The sequence below is a fragment of the Paucibacter sp. Y2R2-4 genome (genome assembly GCF_025717535.1).
Classification (GTDB): Bacteria; Pseudomonadota; Gammaproteobacteria; order Burkholderiales; family Burkholderiaceae_C; genus Paucibacter_A.
The window spans coordinates 357,439-380,789 of the sequence record NZ_JAJIRO010000002.1; the positions used below are offsets into that span (position 1 = coordinate 357,439).

Here is a 23,351-nt window from a genome sequence, read left to right on the forward strand (position 1 = left end):
GCCAGGACACCTAGGGCGCTAGACAGCCACGCCAGACTCGGGGCAAAGGCTCACCTGCTCAGTGCAGGTCCGCTGCGAAGGCCTCATTCAATTGCCAGCCCTCTTGCCACAAGGACTCCAAGGCTTGCTGCAACACCAGCGCCCGCAACTCCGCGGGACTTTGCCCTGGCCGGGCCCACACGACCGGACTCAACCACTGCGGCCCCAGTTCGTCTGTGGCAGCGCTTGTAGAACGCGCAGGAACTCCCGCCCGCCACAAGGCCAAACGCCAAGCCGTCTGAGTCCCGCGGGACAAGCTTTCGTCGGCCAACACGGCCAGCCAGTCGGTGCGTTTCACACCATGGGCAGCACGCACGATGTCTGCAGCCGAAGCGCGCCTGGGCATGGCGGCGATGACCTCACCCCAGGGACTGATCAGATGTTCAGCGGCTCGGGCCAAACTGGCGGGCACCACAGGGGCGCGCGCCGCGGCCTGGGGCCGGGGAATGCCGCTCGAGAAATGGTGCGACGCCGACGAGCGCGCGCGACGAAGCAAGCAACGATCAAATACAGCCAATTCCTGCATAAAGAAAAACTCCGAGTGCCCTGATACCGGCGTTAGCCGGCCCAGGGCAATCGGAGCCGCAACGCTTTAGCCGCATTTGATAGCCCGCCCGCAAGTAGTTGGTAAATCGGCGGTGACGCTTGCTTTCGCAAACCGTCGGGTCGAATTGTAAATGCAGCTCAGCGGCCTTCAGGCTCAGTCACGCAAAGTTTGCTGAATTTCTTCACGCACATGCTCCGCCAGCAAGCGCCGGTCGGCATGCGTCGTGCCCATGGCCGGCAAGACCCGCACCGACACGCTCAGACCCTTGGCCGTCAACACCCGCCACAGGCTTTGCACCAAGGTGGTGTCGCCGATAAAGCGCGCCGAGGAGCTGAAGCGTTCGCCCGGTTCGGAGAAGCGAATCACCAGCGGCTGAATCGGTACCTCAGTGGAGATGGCCGCTTGCAGCAGATTGCCGTGGAAGGGCAAAAGCTCGGGGCCGGCCCCGGTGGTGCCTTCGGGGAACACCGCCACCGAGTCGCCGGCCTTCAAGGCATCGGCCATCTGGTGCACCACCCGCAAGGCGTCGCGCTTGCTGGATCGCTCGATGAACAAAGTGCCCACGCCGGTCACCAGGCCGCCAACCAAGGGCCAATGCTTGACGTCGGCCTTGGAGACAAAGCGCGCTTCCGGCACCACCGAGTGCACTGCGGCAATGTCCAGCCAAGACACATGATTGGCCACCAAGAGCTTGGCGCCAGGTCTTGCGGCAAGACCTGACACCTCGAGCTTGATGCCGAAAATGCTCAGCATCTTGTGAGACCAGCGCTGAATGAGTGCATGGCGCTGCGTGGCATTGAGTTGGCCAAAGCGCAGCTTGATCAGCAGCAGGCCGTAGATCACATGCAGGCTGAAGCGAAGCAGGCGTGCGCTGGCAATGAGGTTTCTGAACATCAGGTGCCGGCCATCTCTTGCTGAGCTTGGGCTTGGGCTTCAAAAGCCACATGGCCCGCCACCAAGGTGTAGCGCACCGAAGCTGGCAACTCAAATCCACTGATCTCGTAAGCGAAGGGCGTGTGCTTGCCCTGGCTGCTCAAGGCCTCCGGCGTGACGGACCAGCTGGCCTTCGGGTCGAACACGCAGACATCGGCCACCCCGCCCTGCACCAAGCGCCCAGCGCTGGCGGACAAAGAGCCCAGGGCCGAGCCCAGCACCCGCACCGGTTCGGCCGTGACCACCGCCAAGGCGCGGGACAGCGGCAGGCCCGAGTCTTCGGCCCAACGCAGGGCCAGACTCAAGAGCAACTCCAGACCGGTGGCGCCTGGCGTGGCTTCGGCAAAAGGCACGTTCTTCTCATCCGGCGCGACCGGCATATGGTCGGATACCAGCGCATCCAGCGTGCCATCGGCCAGGCCGGCACGCAGCGCGTCGCGGTCGCGGCCCTGGCGCAGCGGCGGCGTCAGGCGCATGGCGGAGTTGAAGTAACCGATATCCACATCGGTGAGGTGCAGCGAATTGATGGACACATCGGCCGTCACCTGCAGGCCGTCGCGTTTGGCGGCGCGCACCAGTTCCACGCCGGCGGCGCTGGAGATGCGGCACAGATGGACACGCGCGCCGGTCGAGCGCATCAGCTCAAAAATCGTGTGCAGGGCCACTGTCTCGGCGGTCACCGGCACCCCGGCCAGGCCCAGGCGCGTCGCCATGGCACCGCTGGCGGCCACGCCGCCGCCGAGGTAGGCGTCTTGCGGGCGCAGCCAAACGGTGTAGTCATAAGTGGCCGCGTACAGCAGGGCGCGCGCCAGCACCTGGGTGTCGCGCACCGGCACTTCGGCCTGCGAGAAGCCGATGCAACCGGCCTCGGTCAACTCGGCCATCTCGGTCAAGGCCTGACCCTTCAGGCCTTGCGTCAGCGCGCCCAGCGGGAACAGACGGCAGCGGCTCAGCTTGCGGGCGCGAAACTTCAGCATCTCCACCAGGCCGGGCTCGTCCAGCACCGGGTCGGTGTCGGGCGGGCAGACCAGGCTGGTCACGCCCCCGGCGGCAGCGGCCGCCAGTTCGCTTTCCAACATGCCTTCATGCTCATGGCCGGGCTCGCGCAGACGCGCGGCCAGATCGACCAGGCCCGGGGCCACGATCAAGCCGGTAGCGTCGATGACACGGTCGGCGGCGAACTCCGTCGCCTCGCCCAAGCCCACGATGCGGCCATTGGCGATGGCCAGGTCGCCCACGCGGTCAAGCCCGGAAGCGGGGTCGATCAGACGCCCATTCTTAATAAGAATTTTCATGCTTCATTTCCCGCAAGGATGGACATAACGGCCATGCGCACCGCGATACCAAAGGTGACCTGCGGCAGGATCACGCTTTGCGCGCCATCGGCCACGGTGGAGGCGATCTCCACGCCGCGGTTGATCGGGCCCGGATGCATGACGATGGCGTCGGGTTTGGCCAGCGCCAGCTTCTCAGGCGTCAGACCAAAGTTCTTGAAAAACTCACCGGCGCTGGGCAGCATGCCGCCGCTCATACGCTCGTTTTGCAAGCGCAGCATGATGATCACATCGGCGCCGCGCACGCCCTCGGCCATGTCGTGGCAGACGCGCACGCCCATGTCCTTCAAGTCGCCAGGCACCAAGGTCTTGGGACCGACGGCGCGAATCTCGGGCACGCCCAGGATGCTCAGCGCGTGGATGTCCGAGCGGGCCACGCGCGAGTGAACGATGTCACCGACGATGGCCACGGTTAGGTTGCGGAAGTCCTTCTTGAAATGCCGGATCGTGTACATGTCCAGCAGGCCTTGCGTCGGGTGCGCATGGCGGCCGTCACCGGCGTTGACCACATGCACATGCGGCGCGCAATGCTGGGCGATCAGGTAGGGCGCGCCGGATTCGCTGTGGCGCACCACAAACATATCGGCATGCATGGCGGAGAGATTGGCCACCGTATCCAGCAGGGTCTCGCCCTTGGCGGTGCTGGAGCGGGCGATGTCCAGGTTCAGCACGTCGGCCGAGAGGCGCTTGGCCGCGATCTCAAAAGTGGTGCGGGTGCGGGTGCTGTTCTCGAAGAACAGATTGAACACCGACTTGCCGCGCAAGAGCGGCACCTTCTTGACTTCGCGGTCATTGACCGAGAGGAAGCTACCGGCCGTGTCGAGGATCTGATGAATATTGGCCTGCGGCAGGCCTTCGATGGAAAGCAGGTGAACCAGTTCACCATGCTTGTTCAGTTGCGGATTGCGCTTGGAGAGCATCGATCAATCCCCTTTCAAGTCAAAACTGAATCGGCCGTTGTCATCCTTGGCCAAACGCAGGCGCTGCTCGGCGACCAGATGGATGCGGGCGGCCGAGAAGGCCGGCTCGATCGGCAACTCGCGCCCGCCTCGGTCCACCAGCACCGCCAGCGTCACGCTGGCCGGGCGACCAAAGTCGAACAACTCGTTGATGACGGCACGGGTGGTACGGCCGGTGTAGAGCACATCATCGATCAGCACGATGTGCTGGCCGTTGACGTCAAAAGGCAGCTTGGTGTGATCGGCACTGGCCGACATGCCGCGCGAGCCAAAGTCATCCCGGTGCAAGGAGCTGGAGATGACGCCGGCAGTACCACTCAGGCCCAGGTCACTTTGGAGGCGCTCGGCCAACCAAGCGCCGCCGGACCAGATGCCCACCAGCGCGCTGTCGGGGCGCATCAGCTTGCGCACGCCTTGCAGCAGATCGGCGTAGATCGCCTCGGCGTCAAGTAAGAGAGTACTCATCAAGTGTTCTCACGGAAGAATTGTTCAAGAATCAGGGCGGCGGCGGTGGAATCGACATCACGAACGCCATAACTTTCAGCCTCGACGCTGGTGTAGCGCTCGTCGACTTCAAACACTGGCAGGCGGAAGCGGCTTTTCAGCTGGCGGCCAAAGCGGCGCGCGCGCAGCGTGATTTCATGCTCGGCGCCGTCGGGATGGAAAGGTACGCCGATCACCAAGGCATCGGGCTGCCAATCTTTGATCAACTTGGCAATCGCCTGAAAGCGCGCCTCGCCGTCCACCGCAATGCTTTTGAGCGGCTCGCCCCGGCCAGTGAAACGGCTGCCATTGGCCACGCCGACGCGTTTGGTACCGAAGTCAAAAGCCAGAAGCGACTGCGCTTGCAATTTGAGCGGGTCAGCAGCCAGGCTCATGCGTGGCCAGCCTCTTGGCTCAGCATGCGGGGGTCGACGCCCAAGAGGCCGAGTGCGCGCTCGTAGCGCTGCTCGACCGGGGTGTCAAAAATGATCTCGGGCGCGGCGTCCACGGTCAACCAGCCGTTGCGGCCGATTTCTTCTTCCAACTGACCCGCAGCCCAGCCGCTATAGCCCAGCGTGACCAGCACCCGCTTGGGGCCGGCGCCGTTGGACAAGGCTTCCAGCACATCCCGGCTGGTGGTCATCTCCAGGCCGCCAGGCACCACCAGGGTGGCGTTGTAGTGGCCGCCGGTGGCGTCCAGAGGCTCATGCAACACAAAGCCGCGTTCGGCCTGCACCGGGCCGCCGTAGTAGACCGGGCCGCTGGACACCTCGCCCTTGGGCGGGCTGAGTTCGACTTTTTCGAACAAATTGCCCAGGGTCATCGAGATCGGTTTGTTGATGACCAGGCCGAGCGCGCCTTTTTCGTTGTGCTCGCACATATAGACCACACTGCCGGCGAAAGCCTCATCGGCCATGCCAGGCATGGCGATCAGAAACTGGTTGGTGAGGACGATCCGATCTTGTGACATGGGGGCATTTTAGGCGAGGCCGCGCCCCGCACGATGCCCCTGCAACTCACAGAGAAAGCGCGGCGCTGCGACACTGCGCGAATGAAGAAGTACAAATCCGCCCTGCTGTGGTTTCGTCGCGACCTGCGGGTGCAAGATCAAGCGGCGCTGTATCAGGCCCTGAAGCAGTCCGAACAGGTATATTGCGCCTTTGTCTTCGACAGCGACATCCTCGCCCCCCTGCCCCGCCAGGACCGCCGCGTTGAGTTCATCTGGGCCTCTTTGAAGGCCCTGGACGAGGAGTTACGCAGCCATCAGCCCGGCGCCGGGCTGATCGTGCGACAGGGCCGCCCCGTCGACCTGATCCCGCAGTTGGCGGCGGAACTGGGGGTGCAGGCCGTGTTTTGCAACCATGACGACGAACCCGCTGCTTTAACCCGCGACGCCCAAGTGGCCGAACGATTACAGAGCTTTGCCTGCGCTTTTCACAGCTTCAAAGACCATGTGGTCTTCGAGCGCAGCGAGGTGCTGACAGCCGTGGGCAAGCCTTACGGGGTGTTCACGCCCTACAAAAATGCCTGGCTGCGCAAGCTCGAACCTTTTTACCTGCAAGCCTATCCGGTGGAGCGCTATGCCGGCAGTTTGGCCCAGAGCCAACAATCCCAAGGCCTGCCGAGTCTGGCCGAGATCGGCTTTGAGCCCGCGGGCCTGAGCCCACATCTGGGCGCGGGCAGCGCTGGCTCCCAGGCCTTGCTCGACGACTTTTTGCACCGCATCGACCAATACGCCAACACCCGCGACTTCCCCTCCGTCAAAGGGCCCAGTTATTTGAGCGTGCACCTGCGCTTCGGCACGATCTCGATTCGGCAACTGGCGAGCGAAGCCTGGCAGCGCACGCAGGCCGGCGACCGAGGCGCCGAGGTGTGGTTGTCGGAGCTGATCTGGCGCGATTTCTATCACCAAGTCATGCACCACCATCCGCATGCGATGCGTGGCGCCTTCAGGCCCGAATACGACAACATCCTCTGGGAGAACGGACCTCAAGCCGAGGCGCACTTCCAAGCCTGGTGCGAGGGGCGCACCGGCTATCCGCTGGTGGATGCCGCCATGTTGCAGTTGAACCAAAGCGGCTATATGCACAACCGCCTGCGCATGGTGACGGCGTGTTTTTTGATCAAGGATCTGGGGATCGACTGGCGCCGCGGCGAGGCCTACTTCGCCGAAAAGTTGCTGGACTTTGACCTCGCGGCCAACAACGGCGGCTGGCAATGGGCGTCTTCCAGCGGCTGCGACGCGCAGCCCTATTTCCGCATCTTCAATCCCATCACACAGAGCGAAAAATTCGACGCCGAGGGTCGCTTCATCAAGCGCTACCTGCCGCAGCTGGCGGCCCTACCAGCCAAACTGGTGCATGCGCCATGGACCGCCAGACCCTTGGATCTGCAAGGTCACGGACTCTCGCTGGGTGCGGACTACCCACTGCCCATCGTCCGCCATGATGAAGCGCGGCTGGCCACCTTGGCGCGCTATGCGGTGGTCAAAGATCGTGGCATCCCGGCTGCGGCCAAAGACTAAGGAAACCGAGGGCGCGGCGCGCCAGACCGCAGCGCTATAGTCAGCCGCCCGACGGCCTTGGCCGCCGCTGATTTCTAGAGATTCCGCCGTGATCGAACCCACCAAGCTGCTCAAGCCCCAGAACGACCCCGCTCCCCGCTGGTTCCACATTGCCGTCGCGGCCAGCATGGTGCTCAGCACGCTCAGTGCGGTCTACAGCTCGATGAAAACCAGTGCCGCCATGCAGGCCTTGGTGAAAGAAAACTCGCGCCTGGTCTTGGCCAGCTCGACGCCCTTGCTGCAATTGATGAGCAGCAATTACGACGGCAACAAACCCAGCCTGAGCTTCAAAGTCACCAATGACGGGAATGGCCCGGCCCGCATTGTTTGGTTTGAGATGAGGTCTGAAGGCCGACTGATCAAAAGCCTGCGCGAAGAGGTTCGTGGCGACGCCAAGGAGGCCACGCCCCTGTCGCTCTACATCACGACCTCGACGATTGCGCCGCGCCTAATTTCACCGGGCAATAGCGTCACGCTGTTCGCCTGGGACCAGCCGGCCGCCAGCGATACGGCGGCCCTGAAGCTTTGGCAGCAATTTGACCGCCAAGGGCGCGGCAAGATCTCGGTGGAGGCCTGCTACTGTTCGGTGCTCGATGCCTGCTGGATTTCCGATTTGGACGGCGACATCCCCAAGCCGGTAGAGCGCTGCGAGGCCGCCGGCAAGACCACGGTCAAAGGCTAAGCTCGGCCTCGGCAATCAGGGGCTGAAGGCCAAGCCCTTGACTGGCTTATCGCCCGCATCGGCGCCAACATCGGCACTCAAACGCCATTGCTGAACCAGGCCGCCATAGCGCGAGCCCCATTGGCGCAAGTCTTCATCCCGGCCTTGATAGACCTGATTCAAGAAGGCCAGCGACAACTCCTGGGTGGCGGCCTTGACCTTGGGATTCAAGGCCACTCCACCTGCAGCGGCTCGGTCGGTAAAGATGCTGTGTGAGCCGCCTTCAAACACCACCAGGCTCTTGCGTGGGCTGCCTGTGGCGTCAAACACGGCGATGCGGTCTTTGGCATCCGAGTGGTAGCCAGGAATATTGATCACGTCTTCCGACGCGGTGATGTGCAGCGAAGGGATGCTGATGGGTTTGAGGATGGCGGCCGTCTTCTCGGTCTCGCCGTAAAAAGGCGGGGCCGAGATGATGATGGCGGCCTTGATGCGCGGGTCTCGCAACTGCGCGAGCGTCTGACCCTGGCGGCTCACCTCGGCGCCGGACAAAAGCATCACCGTGTTGGCACCGTAGCTATGACCGGCAGCGCTGATGCGCTCCTGATCGATCTTGGCGCCATACGGGCTTTGCAAGAGCTGATCCAGCGCGAAGCGCACGTCGGCCACCCGGTTCAAAGCCTCGCCCTCTTTGGCGGCCTCTTGCAAACGCCCGACCAAGCCGAAAGGGTTGCCAAACCACAAAGCGCGGTCGCTGCCCACATGCTGCACATGCAAGCTGGCATAGCCCTGCGAAGACCAATAAGCGCCCAAATAGCTGTAGCCACGCCGCGAGCCGCCGATGCCATGTGAGAACACGATCAAGGGCACCGTGCCGTCCGCATGTTCCGGCGCTGCCGCCTTGGCCGGCCAGTACAAGCGTGCCGGCACCGCACGGCTACGACTGGGGTCTTGCCAATCCAGGTCCTCGGTGCGGTAGTCCGCGGTCACGGCCGGGGTGTCCACATTCGCCGCCAGCGCTTCGCCCTGCAGGGCCTCGCCTGCGCGCATCTCGACACTCGGGCTGCGACATGCCGCCAGCAGCAGACCCAGACCCAAAAGCGCAGCGCCGCGAAGCGCCCGCGAAGATGTCAACCCCATCGCTTCCGAGCCTTTGCCTTGATTCATTTGCTTCATATGGGCCAGCGCCTCGCGGTTTTCAAGAGCCAGATTTAGTTTGAACGGTCGACGGCCGTTTGCAGCGGCGCGGTGGACTTGCGACGAAACACGCGGCCCATGGCCTGAATCATGTCGTCCACATAACTGAACACAATGGGAATCACCAAGAGACTGAGGAAGGTGGACGTGATCAGCCCGCCGATCACCACGATGGCCATCGGCGCACGGAAGCTCGGGTCCACGCCCATGCCAATGGCGATGGGGAACATGCCGGCGCCCATGGCGATGGTGGTCATCACAATCGGGCGAGCACGCTTGTGGCAGGCGTCAAGAATCGCTTCCAAGCGCGGCAGGCCATGGTCACGCCGGGCGATCACCACATAGTCCACCAAGAGAATCGAGTTCTTGGTCGCGATGCCCATCAACATGATCAGGCCGATCATCGATGGCATCGACAAAGCGGTGTGCGTGATGAACAGCGCCAAGAAAGCACCCGGAATCGACAACACCAAGGCCGCCAAAATCGTCACCGGCTGGATGAAGTCCTTGAACAAAAGCACCAGCACGATGTAGATGCACATCACCCCAGTCAACATGGCCAGGCCAAAGCTGGCGAAGAGCTCGCCCATGGCCTCGGCATCACCCACGGTGGTTTGAATCACGCCCGGCGGCAGGTTCTTCAGCGAGGGCTTGGACAGGGCAAGTTTCTCCACCTCGCCCAGCGGCTGGCCGTTCAGCTCGATCTCAAAGTTGATATTGCGCAGGCGGTCATAACGATCGATTTGCGCAGGGCCGCTGGCGATCTCGAGCGTAGCGACGCTGGACAACGGCACTGACCCTTTGGCGCCCGGCACCGGCAGGCTGGACAGCAGAGCCAGATCGGTACGCGCATCAGAACGCAGCTTCACCACGATGGGCACCTGGCGCTGCGCCAGATTCAGCTTGGCCAGGCCTTGGTCATAGTCGCCCGCGGTGGCAATGCGCAAGGTGTCGGCAATGGCGGTGGCATTGACGCCCAGATCGGCGGCCCGCGCAAAGTCGGGGCGAACAATCAGCTCGGGGCGTACCAGGCTGGAGGTGGAGGTGACCGCGCCGATGCCGGGAATGCTACGCAGCTCGCGCTCTACTTTCTGCGCATGCTCGGCCAAGGCGCGGCCGTCTTCGCCCGCCAGCACCAGCACGTACTTCTCGCTGCTGCCGCCAAAACCGACCTTGACGCGCACACCGGGCAGCACATCCAGCGCCTCGCGCAACTGCCCTTCCAAGGCCTGCTTGCTCAAGCCCGTGCGCTCCTGGCGCGGGGTCATATTCAGGGTTAAGGTGGCTTTGCGCACCTCGGCCACGCCGCTGACAGCAAAGGGGTCGCCGCCCGCATTGCCGCCGCCAATCGCGGTGTAGATCAGCTTCACATGCGGGTTGGCGCGGACGATGGCTTCGGCCTCCTGAGCCACCGCCGAGGTCTGCGCAAAGCCGCTGCCGGGCGGCAGGGTCAGCGTCACCTGGGTTTGGCTCAGGTCATCGGGCGGGATGAAGCCGGTCGGCAACAGGCTGACCAAACCGAGAGAACCGACGGTAAAGACGGTCGTCAGGCCCAGGGTGGCGAGCCGATGCTGCAAACACCATTTGGCCCAGCCGGTGTAGACCGTCAGCCAACGCGGCTCGGTGTGGTCCTTGCTGGGGGCCTTGAGGATGTAGGCCGCCATCATCGGCGTCAACATGCGGGCCACCACCAGCGAGACGAATACCGCAATCGCCGCCGTCCAGCCGAACTGCACAAAGAATTTGCCGGGAATGCCGCCCATGAAGGCCGTCGGCAGAAACACCGCAATCAGGGTGAAGGTGGTGGCAATCACCGCCATGCCGATTTCATCGGCCGCCTCCATCGCCGCTTGGTACGGCGTTTTGCCCATGGCCAGATGGCGCATGATGTTCTCGATCTCGACGATGGCGTCATCCACCAAGATGCCCACCACCAAAGACAAAGACAGCAGAGTCACCGTGTTGATGGTGAAGCCCAGCAGATACATCAACCCAAAAGCCGGAATCACCGACAGCGGCAAGGCGGTGGCCGCCACCAGGGTGGCGCGCCAATCGCGCAAGAACAGCCAGACCACCACCACCGCCAAGAAGGCGCCCTCATAAAGCAGGGTCATGGACCCTTCGTAGTTCTCTTGCACCGGATCGACAAAGTTATAGGCCTCGGCAAACTCAATCTCGGGGTGAGTGGCTTTCAGCTCCTCCAAGGCCAGGCGCACGCCGGCCGCCACATCGACCTCACCGGCGCCGCGGGTGCGGGTGATCTCAAAGCCCACCACCGGCTTGCCGTTCAATCGCGCCGCCGAGCGTTGTTCGGCCACGCCGTCGGTGACGCTGGCCACTTGGTCCAGGCGCACATGGCGCCCGTCGCTGAGCGAGATGTCCATGGCCGCCAATTCCTGGGCCGTCTGCACCGTCGCCAAGGTGCGCACCGATTGCTCGGCACCACCGATCTCGGCGCGGCCGCCCGAAGCTTCTTGCTGGATCTGGCGCAGCTGGCGCGAGACATCGGCCGCCGTGGCGTTCAGCGCCAGCAGCTTGGCGGGGTCCAACTCCACCTTGACCTCGCGGCTGACGCCGCCAACCCGCCCTACGGCACCCACACCACGCACCGACAGCATGCGCTTGGCCACGTAGTTATCGACGAACCAGGACAGGCCTTCGTCATCGAGCCCACCGTCCTTGCGCTTGGAGGCCACGGTGTAGGTGAGGATGGGCATGCCGGAGAGCTCCATCTTGGAGATCACCGGGTCGCGCAGATCGGCCGGCAGGTCGGAGCGCACGCGCGAGACCGCGTCGCGCACATCATCCACCGCCTGCTGCGTGCCCTTCTCCAGGCGGAATTCCACCGTCACCGTGGCGGCACCGTCTTGCACCGTGGTGTAGATGTGTTTCACGTCTTGCAGCGTGGCGAACTGGTTCTCCAGCTTGCGGGCGACTTGCGACTCCAGCTGCGAAGGCGAAGCGCCCGGCAGACTGGCGCTGACAATGACGGTAGGCAGATCGATGTCCGGGAAGTTCTGAATCTTCATCCAGCGGAAGCCCAGCAAGCCGCCGAGCGTCAGCATGATGAAGAGCAGGATGGCCGGGATCGGATTGCGGATCGAGGCGGAGGAGACGTTCAACATGATGTTTGGCTCGTCCGCTTTTTCACTTGGCTGCAGGCTTGCTAGCAGCAGGCTTAGCAGCAGCAGGCTCAACCACCCGCACCAAATCGCCATCGCTCAAGAAGCCAACACCGCTGGCCACCACGCGAGCGCTGGCGTCCAGGCCGCCGGTGACTTCAACCCGATCGCCCGAGCGGCGACCCAGGCTGACCTTGACCTGGTTGGCGCGGGCATCGGCACCCACGCGGAAGACATAGGCAAAGCCATCGCGCAATTGCACCGCGCTTTGCGGCAGGCTCAAAGCGCCCGATTGACCCAGCTGGAACTCACCGCGCGCAAAGCTGCCGGCCCGCAGCGCCGCAGCCGCAGGCAGGTCCACATAGGCCAGACCCATGCGGGTTTGCGCATCCACCGTGGGTGCCAGCATGCGCAGGCGCGCGGCCACCGGCTTGCCGTCCAGTCCTTGCACCTGCACCGCCATGCCGGCGCGCAGATTGAGCAGTTCGGCAGCCGGCACCTCGGCGCGCCATTCCAGACGGTTTTGGCGAATCAATCGAAACAGTTCCGCACCCGGCTGCGCCATTGCGCCCAGCGTGGCCAGCCGCGCCGAGATCACGCCATCGTCAGGCGCGGTGATGCGGGTCTGCGCCAGCCGCAGCTCATCGGTCTTCAACCGTGCATTGGCGGCTTCCATACGCGCTTGAGCCGCCAGCTCTTGGGTCAGGTATTGCTGCAATTGCTGCGCGCTCAAAGCATCGCTGCCGCTGGCCTTGAGCTGGCGAGCCCGCTCGGCATCGGCTTGCGCTGCGCTCAGATTGGCGCGGGCCTCGGCGGCGGCAGCGCGGCTTTGCGCCAACTCAGCCTGCACCGTGTCATTGGACAAACGCGCCAGCAACTGGCCCCGCTTGACCGCATCACCGACATTGACCAGCACCTCGGCCAGACGCAGGCCGGCGGTCTCGGCGCCGATAACCGTCTCTTGCCAGGCGGCCACCGAGCCGTTAGCGCTGAGCGTCTGTTGCCAATCGCTGCGCTGCGCGCTGATGAGATTGACCGTCAGGGCGGGCTTGGACTTGCCGGCGGCCGTGGTTGAAACCGATGAAGTCGATGAAGCCGATGAAGTCGTGGAGGGCGCTGAGGCGGGCGCATCGGCCGCAATCGCAGCACCGACGATCCAAGGAGTCAGACCCAGGGCCAAAACCAGGGCGCCCAATGGACGCGGGGAAGTTCTCACTTGCTGTGGCATGAGTGGGTCTTCTTTCAAAAAATGCATAGACATGGAGGGGGATCTGCGAGACATCCGCACATCGCCTTTGGAGTTCATGGAGCGACTGAGTCGGCGACGGCGTCAGCCTGCCAACCGCCACCGCTGGCCTTGTACAAAGCCACCCAAGCGGTCAAGCGACTTGCTTGTACCTGTACCAGGGCGGACTGCGCGTTCAGTGTCAAACGATGCGCCTGTTCCAACTCGGCAGCACTGCTCAGGCCGGCACGCCAGCTGGACGCAGTGGCCAGGGCCGCTCTGCGATAGCCCGCCGCACTGGCTTCGGCGAATTGCTCGCGCTGCGCGGCCGAGTCGAGGCGCACCAGCCCTTCTTCCACTTCACGCACCGCTTGCACAACCGAGCCCCGGTAGCCCGCCAAGGCTTCATCAAATCGCGCCTGGGCCGCATCGGCTTGCGCCCGGCGAGCGCCCGCATCAAAGACCGGCAGCGACAAAGACGGGCCAAAGCTCCAAGCCGAGCCCTGCTCCCGAGTGCCGCCACTGAGCTGCAAGGCCGACAAGGAAATCGAACCACCCAGCTGCAACTGCGGATAACGCGCCGCTTCGGCGGCACCCCGCTCCGCCCAGGCGGCCAGCACCTGGCGCTGCTGTGCGGCCAAATCGGGCCGCTGCGCCAAGGTTTGAGCCGGCAAGGACGCGACTTGCAGCCCTTGCGTCTTGGGCAACTGGGCCCGGCGTGCGGTGAGTCGGGTGCGCAGCTCGGCCTCGGGCACGCCGCTGAGCGCTACCAAGCCCTTGATCTGCACATCGCATTCGGCCTGCTGCGCCAACACACGGTTCTCGCTTTCGGCCGCCGAGGCTTGCAGCAAGGCGTCCGGTCCAGCCGCTTCCAGGCCGACTTTCAGCTTGTCGGCCGACCATCGGCCCAGCTTGCGCATGGCTTGCGCATCTTCTTGGCTGATCTGCAAAAGCTGCTCACAAGCGCGCAGGCTGATATAGCTCTGTGCCACCTCGGCCGCCAGGCTCACACGCGCCGCATGCCATTCCAGCTGGCTGGCTTGGGCGCGCGTTTCGGCCGCATCGCGCTGTTGCCGCACCCGCGAAAACAGATCGATCTCCCAGCCTGCATCGAGGCTGGCATTGCTGAGCGTTTGAGTCGGCGAGCCCTTGGGCAAGGCCAAATGTTGGCGCTGCGCCGTGGCATTCAAATTGAGGCCCGGCCAAAGCGCGCTGCCCGACTGCGTGGCCAGCGAACGCGCTTGTTGAATGCGTGCCACGGCCTGCTGCAGGCCAGGGCTGTGCGCTTGCGCTTGCTCGATCAGTTGAGGCAGCAAGGGGTCGTCGAACTGCGCCCACCATTGCTGTAGGCCTTGAGTCTGGCCACCATGGGGTAGCGGCGCGGCCCAACTCGCAGGCGTCTGCTCGGCCTGCTGCAGGCGCTGCTGCGGTGGCGGGCTGACGGCGCAGCCAGCCATGGCCAGCGCCGTGGCCAAGCACAAGGCATTCCGGCCCAGGCCTTGCATGCCCTGCGTACGGGGTTTGAGTTCAGTCTTCAGCATCATTTTCTTGAGCCCTTGCGCAGGGCTTGTTCGGCTTCAATCATGGCTTGACCAAAAGTGACCAAGCGCTTCAAGGTGCGCTCATAAGCGCCCGGCCCCCGCACCACGCCGGGCAGCAAGCCTTCCATATCCTTGGCCGACATCCAATAGTCATGGGCCAGAGCAATCAAGGCAAAGGCCAGTTGATGCAACTCAGCGTCTGCGCTGGCCTGTGCTTCTGCGACGCCACAGCGTTGGCCCAACATCGTGACCAAGGCGAAATGCTGGGGCGCAATGTGCTCGCCGCAGATGTCGCCCCAATCCGGGCTGGGCGAAATCATTTCGTGACAGAAGATCCGCGTGCTCTCGGCCAGGCCGGAATCGGCATCGAAGAGTGGCCGCAAAAAAGCAGCGTAGAAACTCTGCAACCAGGTTTGCAATGGCATGGCCGCATCAGGCTCAGGCATGCTGGCCATCACTTGGGCGACCGGCTGCACCAGGACCTCCCGGTACAGGCCGCGCTTGTCGCCGAAGTAGTAGGCAATCAAGGCGATATTGGCCTCGGCGGCGCGAGCGATCTCGCGGGTGCTGGCTTTGTCAAAACCCTTGTCGGCAAAGATGCGCCGCGCCTCACGCAAGAGGCGCTCGCGCCGGCCACTCAGTTCTTCGGACAATGCTTTGGATTTGGACATGGCGCGATGATAGAAAGAATTAATCAATCGATTGATTAATTCTCTCTATCGAATCGAGCGACAGCAAAGCGTGACCTGTTTCACCCCCAGGCCCTGAGCAGAAAACCCTGTGCTTTGAGCGCCCGGAGCCACAGATTTGTGAAAAACTAAGCGCACCAAGCCCAGTACCCAAGAGTCCATGCCCAGCCCCAAATCACCCGCTGCTGTTCAGCAAGTTACTCAGGCCCGACCGAAAAAGGCACCCGAGTCCGATGCGGGCGTGGCCCCTGCCGTCTTGATCAACAGGCGCATTGCCGAGTTGCAGGACTGGCGAGGCGAGTTACTGGCTCAGCTGCGCGCCATCATCACCAGCGCGAATGAAGGCGTTGTCGAAGAATGGAAATGGAACATCCCGGTCTGGTCTTGCAGCGGCATCCTTTGCACCGGTGAGACCTACAAAAAAGCGGTCAAGCTCACTTTCGCCAAAGGCGCTTCGCTGGAGGACCCCGAGCAACTGTTCAATGCCAGCCTAGACGGCAACACCCGCCGCGCGATTGACTTCACCGAAGGCTGCGCGATCAAGGAGGCTGCGCTTAAAGCCTTGGTACTTTCAGCGATCCGTTGGAACCAAAGCTTGGCCGAAAGCAAGCCGCGCAGCCGCGGCCCTTAAACACTCTTTCCAAGGGAACTGAGGTCCAGCGGAAGGCTCAGAATAGCTCCATAGCGCTGAGTTGAGCCTGCTCGCTCATCTTGCCGGCCGACACCAACTCGGCATGGCTGTGGACCTGGTTGCGACCCGAGTCTTTGGCGTGATAGACCGCCTTGTCGGCGCGCTCAAAAGCGCCGGCCGGTGAATCACCAATGCGCACCTGCGTGAATCCGATACTGACGGTAATCCGCCCCACTTGCGGAAAGGCGTAGTGCTCGGTGTTGTAGCGCAAGCGCTCGAAAGCTTGCACCGCATCGACCTCGTCTTCGCAACGCATCAAGACCACGAACTCCTCGCCGCCGAAACGGTAGAGCAAGTCATGAAAGCGGAAGCTGCTGCGCATCAGCCGCGACAAGAGCAAGAGCACTTCATCGCCGATCAAATGGCCGAAGCGGTCATTGACCGATTTGAAGTGGTCGATGTCGACCACGCCCAAAAAATAACGCGGGCTGGGGCCCTCGTGGCGGCGCCCATCATCGGTCTCAGAGAGTATGGCTCGCGCCGGCAACTCGCTGACAGCCTTCAAAAAGCTCTCTTCAAAGGTCTTGCGATTCAAGAGCCCGGTGAGGGTGTCGCGTTCGCTGTAGTCCAGCAAGCCTTGGAAGTTGTGATAAATCCGCAGCACGCTGGTCACCATGCGCTGGGCGGTGCTCTTCATGCGCTCGGTCGACTCCACCTCCAAGACGCCGACGACTTCGCGGTCGGTGGCAATGGGGAAGAGGCTGATGAAGTTGGCGCCTGACTCCATTTGCACCACCGTGCGGCTGTGCATGCAGTCGAGTCTTTGCGGGTGGTCTTGCGCCAAAGGCAGACGCGCCGGGTCGGCCCACAAAGGGTCGGCCGTGGCAACGGCATCTTCGGCATTCAAGCGCGCGCGGGTCAGCCAGCGTTCCTGGCCGGCCTCTCCGACACAGCGGAAGATGGCAACCGAGACGGGCTCCAACAAATCACGCAAGGCCGAGACCAGGGTCACATCCATGACATCCCGGTCACGGAAGCCTGTTAACTCGGCAAGATGATCAACGACTTCGGACATTGATTCTGATCGCCCCCTTGTCGGAGGTCTGATCGCTGTTGTGGCTGGTTTCTGATGGTGATCAGAAGCCCCAACGCCCCCTCACCTCCTCACGGCCGCAGGACTTCAGCGGCAATTTGTGCCGAAGTGTAGCCAGCAATCAATGACAAAAGTTGTTCCTCATCGTAGGGCTTGCCCAAGTAATGGTTGACCCCTAGCTGTTCGGCGTAATCGCGATGTTTTTGCGCAATACGCGAGGTGATCATGATCACCGGCAAGCCAGCCAAGCGTGCATCTGCCCGCATATTGCGAACCAAATCGAAGCCATCCATGCGCGGCATTTCGATGTCGGACAAAACCAGATCCGGCAATTCCTCGCCCGCCAACTGCTCCATGGCGTCCAAACCGTCTTTGGCCAATTGAACGCGATAGCCTTCGCGTTCCAACAAGCGCTGGGTCACGCGGCGCACCGTCAGCGAGTCGTCGACCACCAGCACCAGCGGCGCCAGTGTTTCTTCAGCGTCTTGCGCGGACTGCAAGGCTTGCGCCTGCGATTGAGCAGCCAGGCTGAGTTCACGCAATTGCGCTTGCGCAGCCGCACCGTACCAGCTGGCCAAGGCCACCGGGTTGTAGATCAAGGCCACTTCGCCCGAGGCCAGCAGGCTGATACCAGCAAGACCTGGCACCCGGCTGAGCTGCGGCCCCAAATTCTTGACCACCACTTCCTGGTTGCCCAAGACTTCATCGACATGCAAGGCCATGCGCTGATGCGCCGTACGCACCAAGACGACCGAAGCATGCTTGCCATGCGCATGACCGCGGCCGGTCTGGCCCAAGAGGCCACCCAGCCAGTAGAAGGGCAAAGCCTCTCCGGCATAGTCCAGGCTGCCGCCGGCATAAGCGGCTTCCACCTGATCCAGCGGCACCCGTTGCACCGAATCCATCAGACTGGCCGGCACCGCCACCGATTGCTCGCCACAGCGCAGCAAGACCACCTGGGTGAGCGCCGTGGTCAAGGGCAGGCGCAAGGCGAACTGGGTACCCTGGCCGGCTGCGGAACTGGTTTCAATCGAGCCGCCCAAGGTGCTGACCTCGGCCCGCACCACGTCCATGCCGACCCCGCGCCCTGACAACTCGGTCACCTGAGCTGCCGTGGAAAAGCCGGGAGTAAAGATCAGTTGCATCAGCGCTGCATCGGAGATCGGCGTGTGGGCCTCAATCTCGGGCTTGATCAAGCCAAGTTGCAGACCGCGCTCGCGAATACGCGCCAGATTCAGGCCAGCGCCGTCGTCGCTGAAGTTCAGCAAAACCTCATTGCCCTCTTGACGCACTTGCACGCGGATCGTTCCGACGGCATCTTTGCCTGCGGCCAGGCGCTGCTCGGGCGCCTCGATACCGTGGCTGACGCTGTTGCGCAGCAAGTGCTCAAAAGCGCCTGACATGCGTTCCAAGACGCTGCGGTCCAGCTCGGTTTGGCTGCCCACCAGCTCCAACTTGGCTTGACGACCGGCATCGCGCGCCGCCTGGCGAACGACACGATGCAAACGCTCGGCCAGGCTTTCAAACTCCACCATGCGGGTGCGCAACAAGTCATCTTGCAGCTCGCGCGTCAGGCGCGACTGCGCGGCCAGCTCGTCTTCCCCTAACTGCACATTACGCTGCAAACTGCGCTGCACGGTGGCCACGTCACCGACCGACTCGGCCAGCATGCGGGTCAATTCCTGGAAGCGGGTATAGCGGTCAAACTCCAAGGGATCGAAGTCGGCAGAACGCGCCTGATTCGCCTTGAACTGTTGCTCTTGCTGCGCGCCCATCTGGGCCTCGGCCTGCAACTCCAGCTCACGCAGCTGCGCCCGCAGGCGGTCCAAGTTATCGTCCAGATCAAGCAGCGAGCCCTTCATCTGAGCCAGCTCAGACTCCAGGCGCGAACGCCGGATGCTGACCTCGCCGGCCTGGGCGGCCATACGCTCCAACAAGCTGGCACGCACCCGCACCAAGGCCTGCAGACCCGAGGGCATGGTGTCGGCGTTGCCGTCCAGAGGCGGCTCAGCGAAACGCGCCCAATCGATTTGCGGACCCGAGGCTTCGGCAGGCGCCGCAAATACCTGTGGCATCTCCAATGGCGCATCGGCTTCGATGGCGGCAGGAATCTCTGTGGCTTCACTTGCAAGCGTCGCCAGAACGGGTTCCTCATGGAGCGGCAAGGCCTCCGAGACGGGCTCATCCACGGCCAGAAGGTCTGGCGCTGGCGGCAGCTCCTGCACTTCAACCGCTTCCTGCACCTCAGGAACTTCCAGCAGCTCTGGCAACTCGTGCACAAGAGGCGCGGTGGTGGCAACTTCGGCCACAAGCTCGGCCACAAGCTCAGGCACAGGTTCGATGGCCACAGCCGGGGCCGAAACTGCAGCGCTCTGAGGCGGTGCGTTCAGCAATTGATCGAGGCTGGCTTCCAGCGCATCGGCGCCGACCTGCAAGGCCTGCAAGTCGCCCACGCTCGGCGTCCCTGCCATGGCGCGCTCGATGGCGGACTCCAAGGCATGCGCCTGTTCTCCCAAGCGCATCGCACCGGTCAAACGAGCGCCGCCCTTGAAGGTATGCAAGGCGCGCATGCAGGCGTCGCCATGGCGCTGATCGGACGCCGCGCCCAACCAGGCACGCAAAGCCCCATGCAGATCACGCAAGAGATCGCGCGCTTCTTCTTCAAAGATCGGCAACAAGACCGGGTCGATCTCATCCGGCAGCCCGGGCTCCACCTCATCAGCATCGGCAGACAGCAGCACGGCGGAAGCGGGCTCCACCGCTGCGGCGTCACGCTCCCGCTCTGAGAAAGACCTGGGCTCATCAAAGCCACCCAGCCCATCATCCAAGGCGCCGAACTGGCTGCTGGGGTTGAGATCAGGCGTGTAGGCCTGCAAGCTGGCCAAGGTGGCGGGGTTGAGCGACTTCAAGAAGCCGGCTGCAAATTGATGCAGCAGATGGCGTACCTCGTCGGCCGCCAGCACAAAGAGCTGGGCATCGGCTTCGCTGTAACGGCCGGCGCGCTGGGCACGACCCAAAGCATGTTCCAGCGCCCGGTTCAAGGTGGACAGGTCTTCGAAGCGCACCGCGGCGGCGCTGCCGGCCAAGGCGTGGGCCAGGGCCTCGCAGCTGGCGGGCACCGGCCGATTCAACTCAAGCGCCCACTCGGCCAGCTGTGTCGCCAAACGGCGCGACAACTCGTCGGCTTCGTTCAAGAAAATATTGAACAGCTCCAGCTTGACCGGCAAAGGGCCGATCATCTTGAACTGCTCATCGATGGTCTCGTCGATCGTTTCGTCCAGCAGCTCTTCGTGCAGCGCAGGTTCCAGCGCTTGCAAGTCCACAGACTCCGGATGCAGCTGAGGCCGGTGCAACTCGATGATGGTGGCCGAAGGCAGCGCCGGTGTCTGCGGCTCCGCGGATAGCTCGGGCAGTTCGGGCAACTCGGTCAGCGCGGGCAAGTCGGCCGCCTCGGTCTCGGCCTCCGTCAAGGCAAGGCTCGTCGCCTCAGCCTCGGGCTCGGCGGCCTCGATGACTTCACCCAAATCCAAGCGCAGCTCGAACTCTGGCAACTCAAAGTCGGCCACCGGGGCCGACACGGGCTCGGCCGGCAGCAGCGGCAACTCCAGATCGAAGCCCAGGTCTTCCTCAGCCTGATCCAAGGGAACAATCTCAGGAGGCGAAGCCTCCATCTCCAGGGGCTCGGCGTGTGCAGGCAGGTCCAAGTCCTCAACGAGTTCAGGCAGTTCTTCGACCGCCGGCGCATCCATGGGCGCCTCAGCAGGGCCCATATCGTCCAGATGCAAGAGCTCCAGGGTCGGCGGCACAGCCTCGGCCGGTTCTGAAGAATCATGCAATTCGCCGGAGAACACGGTGGGCGGCAGATCAATCGTGGTGGCTGGCCATTCAATCGGCAATGCCGTACCCGCCAATCTGAGCGCATCGGCACTGCGGCGCAGCGGGTCTGGTACATGCACGCCCGGCTGACGTCCTGCAATTTGCTCGCACCAATCGCCCAGATAAATCAGAGCTTCGGCACTGAAAGCCAGCAGCGATGGATCGGCCTGCGGGGCCGCTTCACCCAGGCGCGCATTGAAGAGCTGCTCGCAAGCCCAGGCCCCCTCGCCAAAGGCATCAAAACCCACCATGCGGGCACTGCCTTTGAGCGTGTGGAAGGCGCGACGCAACACCGTCATCTGCTCTTTGTCTTGCGCATTCATGCGCAGAGCAGCGAGCGCGCGGCTGGCGGTCGCCAAGACTTCGCCGGCCTCCTCCAGGAAAATCTCCTGCATTTCCGGATCGGTCGCCGAAGCCATTTGCGGCACCAAGGAGGGTTTGGGCGCAGGCACTTCAAGCGGCGGCGGTAGCGGCGCAGCAACTGGCGCTGGGACTTGGTCGATTTCTGGAAGGGGCAAGGCTGCTTGCACTGAGGGCAGCTCCAGCACCGGCAGGTCCAACTCATCCATGGGCTGAAGGAGCTGCGGCGGCTCGGCAAGTCCCGAAGGCATGGCCGGCGGCGCCGTGTGGGCAGCGACCACGGCCGGGTCCAGCGGTGGCAACTGAGTCGCATCACTGCGCCGGCCCATCACCGGATTGAGCCGGCCGCTGGCCTCATCAAACACAAACATGCGTTTGGCGAGCTGAGGCTGCACGCTCAGCATATCGATCAAGAAGCCCAGGGCGCCCAGATTGTTGGCCAGCCGGTCGAACAATTCGCGTGCGCCACCACGGGCCACATCGACCTCGGTATTGGCCAGCTCGTCCACCTCATCACGCATGCGCAGGCAGGCCAAGGCCGCCTGATCCAAGCCCAGCACGGTCAGCACGCCACGCATGGCCGAGAGCTGCGCCGGCACCGGAATCAAGCGCTCGCGCTGACCGGGGTCGCGGAAATACTCATCCGCCTGACGCTCCACCTCGGACAGATTGCTGCGCAGTTCCTGCACCACGCTGCCCAGGGTTTGTCGATCAGAGACCCGGCGGTACAGATCCTCCATCCAGGCTTCGAGCGGCTCGGGCGCTTCGCCATGTTGAACCGCTTCGATGCGTCCCGCCAGGCGCCGCACCCGCTCGGCCTGTTCGGGCTGATCAAAGGCTGCGTCATCCAGGGCGGCATCCACATACAGCAAGCTGGTCGCCACTTCCATGGCCAGGGCCGGGGCCGGCGCGGCGCCGGAACGCAAGGTCGCCACTACCGCGCGCTGCAAGGCCTCGGCCAAGACTTCGCCCGAGGGGAAGAGCTTTTGCAAGGACTCGGCCAGCGCCACGAACTGCTCATTCAAAGCGCCAATACGAGCGCTATCGCCTTCGGCCGCGCTGCTCCAAGACTCTTTGGCGGAGCTGACGCGGCGACGCGCCTGGCTCACCCAAGCCGGGTCGATGCGACCCAGGGTCTCGTCTTCATAATCACCTGGCTCGACGGTACCGGCCTCTGCCAGACCGTAGGCAGCCAAGGCCGCTTGCAATCGCAAGGCCGCCTGACCGGCCGCCGGCGCACGGCTTTGCGCGCAGAAAAACAGCAAGTCATGAGCCAAGCGATCGTTAACGCCGGCATCGCCTTGCGCCACCGCGCGCAGCTGCGACAAGAGGCGAGAGCCCAAACGCTTGACGAAGCTGTCCACCGTCAACAGCCCCAGGGCCTGAGACTCAAACACAGCACTGGCCAACTGCCAAAGCGTGCGGCTGTTCGGCCCATTCAAACCGGCCGCCAAAGAGGCACACAAATCACTCAGGCTGCGGGCATGCGCGGCGCTGGGCTCGCGCATGGCCTTCAGCAGCGTGGCCTCAAACGGCCCACGCACCACCGCGTGCGCCATGGCCTGAGCCTGCGCATCGGGCGGCAGCGTGCGCCAACTCCAGGGCTGTTCCCACAAATCAGCCGGGTGAATGCGCTCGGCGCCGTTGAGGGTTTGCAGTTCGCGGTAAGTCGGGAACAGGCTCAAGGGTGAAGCCTTGTTGCCGGCCAACATGCGCGCAATCAGCGACAACAGGGCGAAGTCGGCCCGCTCAATCGTCTCAACCCGCTTCAGGTCGATCTCTTGCGGGTTTTGCGCCAAGTAAGCCACGGCTTGCTCGGCCGCACCCAGCACCCGCGCACCGGCTGGCAGGCCGACCAAGGACAAGACACCGGCCACCTGATGCAGTTGGGCCGCAGCGGCTTGCATGGCGGGGCTGCCCGACACATCGCTGCCCAAAGCGGCCGCGACTGTCGTGCGAGTATCGCCATCGCGCAGCAAGCGGCGCATTGATTTGTGCACCGACTCCAGCGAGCGGCGCAATTCTTCCTGCACCCAGGCCAGCGGACTGAGGTCGGGCGGAAACTCTGAATCGCGCGAGAAATCCATGCCGGTCCCCA

At 63.5% G+C, this 23,351-nt stretch carries 17 protein-coding genes; 3 read left to right on the plus strand and 14 right to left on the minus strand.

What is annotated here, in order from left to right; all coding sequences use genetic code 11:
- Nucleotides 1-58: 58 nt before the first annotated feature.
- From LNV06_RS08465 to LNV06_RS08495, 7 genes are all read right to left on the minus strand, one after another.
- Nucleotides 59-565, minus strand: a complete 507-nt coding sequence (locus LNV06_RS08465) for a hypothetical protein (protein ID WP_263537824.1) — start codon at nt 563-565, stop codon at nt 59-61.
- A 174-nt stretch (nt 566-739) separates the two neighbouring features.
- Entirely contained in the window at nt 740-1,480 is a 741-nt protein-coding gene (locus tag LNV06_RS08470) for a lysophospholipid acyltransferase family protein (RefSeq protein WP_263537825.1), read from the minus strand.
- Nucleotides 1,480-2,814, minus strand: a complete 1,335-nt coding sequence (locus LNV06_RS08475) for a dihydroorotase (RefSeq protein WP_263537826.1) — start codon at nt 2,812-2,814, stop codon at nt 1,480-1,482. The genes LNV06_RS08470 and LNV06_RS08475 overlap by 1 nt, the downstream gene beginning before the upstream one ends.
- Complete coding sequence (locus LNV06_RS08480; RefSeq protein ID WP_263537827.1) at nt 2,811-3,773, minus strand: aspartate carbamoyltransferase catalytic subunit; 963 nt, start codon at nt 3,771-3,773, stop codon at nt 2,811-2,813. Before LNV06_RS08480 ends, LNV06_RS08475 begins: the two co-directional genes overlap by 4 nt.
- A 3-nt stretch (nt 3,774-3,776) precedes the next feature.
- Nucleotides 3,777-4,277, minus strand: coding sequence for a bifunctional pyr operon transcriptional regulator/uracil phosphoribosyltransferase PyrR (pyrR, locus tag LNV06_RS08485; protein WP_263537828.1), 501 nt, complete (start codon nt 4,275-4,277; stop codon nt 3,777-3,779).
- Nucleotides 4,277-4,690, minus strand: coding sequence for a Holliday junction resolvase RuvX (ruvX, locus tag LNV06_RS08490; RefSeq protein WP_263537829.1), 414 nt, complete (start codon nt 4,688-4,690; stop codon nt 4,277-4,279). Before ruvX ends, pyrR begins: the two co-directional genes overlap by 1 nt.
- Complete coding sequence (locus LNV06_RS08495) at nt 4,687-5,265, minus strand: YqgE/AlgH family protein (protein ID WP_263537830.1); 579 nt, start codon at nt 5,263-5,265, stop codon at nt 4,687-4,689. Before LNV06_RS08495 ends, ruvX begins: the two co-directional genes overlap by 4 nt.
- A gap of 81 nt (nt 5,266-5,346) precedes the next feature.
- Here LNV06_RS08495 and LNV06_RS08500 point away from each other — a divergent pair, with 81 nt between their 5' ends.
- On the plus strand, nt 5,347-6,819 hold the full coding sequence (locus LNV06_RS08500; RefSeq protein ID WP_263537831.1) for a cryptochrome/photolyase family protein: 1,473 nt from the start codon (nt 5,347-5,349) through the stop codon (nt 6,817-6,819).
- 88 nt (nt 6,820-6,907) lie between these two features.
- Complete coding sequence (locus tag LNV06_RS08505; protein WP_263537832.1) at nt 6,908-7,540, plus strand: hypothetical protein; 633 nt, start codon at nt 6,908-6,910, stop codon at nt 7,538-7,540.
- Nucleotides 7,541-7,555: 15 nt separating this feature from the next.
- On the opposite strand, the gene LNV06_RS08510 is transcribed toward LNV06_RS08505, so the two are convergent.
- From LNV06_RS08510 to LNV06_RS08530, 5 genes are all read right to left on the minus strand, one after another.
- Nucleotides 7,556-8,659 (minus strand): alpha/beta hydrolase family protein, encoded by a 1,104-nt coding sequence (locus LNV06_RS08510; RefSeq protein ID WP_263537833.1) that lies wholly within the window; start codon nt 8,657-8,659, stop codon nt 7,556-7,558.
- Nucleotides 8,660-8,730: 71 nt separating this feature from the next.
- On the minus strand, nt 8,731-11,841 hold the full coding sequence (locus tag LNV06_RS08515; RefSeq protein ID WP_263537834.1) for an efflux RND transporter permease subunit: 3,111 nt from the start codon (nt 11,839-11,841) through the stop codon (nt 8,731-8,733).
- Nucleotides 11,842-11,863: 22 nt separating this feature from the next.
- Nucleotides 11,864-13,066 (minus strand): efflux RND transporter periplasmic adaptor subunit, encoded by a 1,203-nt coding sequence (locus tag LNV06_RS08520; protein WP_263537835.1) that lies wholly within the window; start codon nt 13,064-13,066, stop codon nt 11,864-11,866.
- Between the two features lie 74 nt (nt 13,067-13,140).
- Nucleotides 13,141-14,607 (minus strand): efflux transporter outer membrane subunit, encoded by a 1,467-nt coding sequence (locus tag LNV06_RS08525; protein ID WP_263537836.1) that lies wholly within the window; start codon nt 14,605-14,607, stop codon nt 13,141-13,143.
- The gene (locus tag LNV06_RS08530; protein WP_263537837.1) at nt 14,604-15,275 is read right to left on the minus strand and encodes a TetR family transcriptional regulator; all 672 of its coding nucleotides are present in this window, start codon (nt 15,273-15,275) and stop codon (nt 14,604-14,606) included. The genes LNV06_RS08525 and LNV06_RS08530 overlap by 4 nt, the downstream gene beginning before the upstream one ends.
- A 178-nt stretch (nt 15,276-15,453) precedes the next feature.
- Here LNV06_RS08530 and LNV06_RS08535 point away from each other — a divergent pair, with 178 nt between their 5' ends.
- Nucleotides 15,454-15,924, plus strand: a complete 471-nt coding sequence (locus tag LNV06_RS08535) for a DUF1801 domain-containing protein (RefSeq protein WP_263537838.1) — start codon at nt 15,454-15,456, stop codon at nt 15,922-15,924.
- 37 nt (nt 15,925-15,961) lie between these two features.
- On the opposite strand, the gene LNV06_RS08540 is transcribed toward LNV06_RS08535, so the two are convergent.
- Entirely contained in the window at nt 15,962-16,999 is a 1,038-nt protein-coding gene (locus LNV06_RS08540) for a GGDEF domain-containing protein (protein ID WP_263537839.1), read from the minus strand.
- Between the two features lie 89 nt (nt 17,000-17,088).
- Nucleotides 17,089-23,340 (minus strand): hybrid sensor histidine kinase/response regulator, encoded by a 6,252-nt coding sequence (locus LNV06_RS08545; RefSeq protein ID WP_263537840.1) that lies wholly within the window; start codon nt 23,338-23,340, stop codon nt 17,089-17,091.
- Nucleotides 23,341-23,351: the final 11 nt, after the last annotated feature.

What these genes read in the sequence shown, in the direction of transcription:
- LNV06_RS08465 (WP_263537824.1), bottom strand. Translation starts at nt 565, where the DNA reads ATGCAGGAATTGGCTGTATTTGATCGTTGCTTGCTTCGTCGCGCGCGC.
- LNV06_RS08470 (WP_263537825.1), bottom strand. Translation starts at nt 1,480, where the DNA reads ATGTTCAGAAACCTCATTGCCAGCGCACGCCTGCTTCGCTTCAGCCTG.
- LNV06_RS08475 (WP_263537826.1), bottom strand. Translation starts at nt 2,814, where the DNA reads ATGAAAATTCTTATTAAGAATGGGCGTCTGATCGACCCCGCTTCCGGG.
- LNV06_RS08480 (WP_263537827.1), bottom strand. Translation starts at nt 3,773, where the DNA reads ATGCTCTCCAAGCGCAATCCGCAACTGAACAAGCATGGTGAACTGGTT.
- pyrR (WP_263537828.1), bottom strand. Translation starts at nt 4,277, where the DNA reads ATGAGTACTCTCTTACTTGACGCCGAGGCGATCTACGCCGATCTGCTG.
- ruvX (WP_263537829.1), bottom strand. Translation starts at nt 4,690, where the DNA reads ATGAGCCTGGCTGCTGACCCGCTCAAATTGCAAGCGCAGTCGCTTCTG.
- LNV06_RS08495 (WP_263537830.1), bottom strand. Translation starts at nt 5,265, where the DNA reads ATGTCACAAGATCGGATCGTCCTCACCAACCAGTTTCTGATCGCCATG.
- LNV06_RS08500 (WP_263537831.1), top strand. Translation starts at nt 5,347, where the DNA reads ATGAAGAAGTACAAATCCGCCCTGCTGTGGTTTCGTCGCGACCTGCGG.
- LNV06_RS08510 (WP_263537833.1), bottom strand. Translation starts at nt 8,659, where the DNA reads ATGGGGTTGACATCTTCGCGGGCGCTTCGCGGCGCTGCGCTTTTGGGT.
- LNV06_RS08515 (WP_263537834.1), bottom strand. Translation starts at nt 11,841, where the DNA reads ATGTTGAACGTCTCCTCCGCCTCGATCCGCAATCCGATCCCGGCCATC.
- LNV06_RS08520 (WP_263537835.1), bottom strand. Translation starts at nt 13,066, where the DNA reads ATGCCACAGCAAGTGAGAACTTCCCCGCGTCCATTGGGCGCCCTGGTT.
- LNV06_RS08525 (WP_263537836.1), bottom strand. Translation starts at nt 14,607, where the DNA reads ATGATGCTGAAGACTGAACTCAAACCCCGTACGCAGGGCATGCAAGGC.
- LNV06_RS08530 (WP_263537837.1), bottom strand. Translation starts at nt 15,275, where the DNA reads ATGTCCAAATCCAAAGCATTGTCCGAAGAACTGAGTGGCCGGCGCGAG.
- LNV06_RS08535 (WP_263537838.1), top strand. Translation starts at nt 15,454, where the DNA reads ATGCCCAGCCCCAAATCACCCGCTGCTGTTCAGCAAGTTACTCAGGCC.
- LNV06_RS08540 (WP_263537839.1), bottom strand. Translation starts at nt 16,999, where the DNA reads ATGTCCGAAGTCGTTGATCATCTTGCCGAGTTAACAGGCTTCCGTGAC.
- LNV06_RS08545 (WP_263537840.1), bottom strand. Translation starts at nt 23,340, where the DNA reads ATGGATTTCTCGCGCGATTCAGAGTTTCCGCCCGACCTCAGTCCGCTG.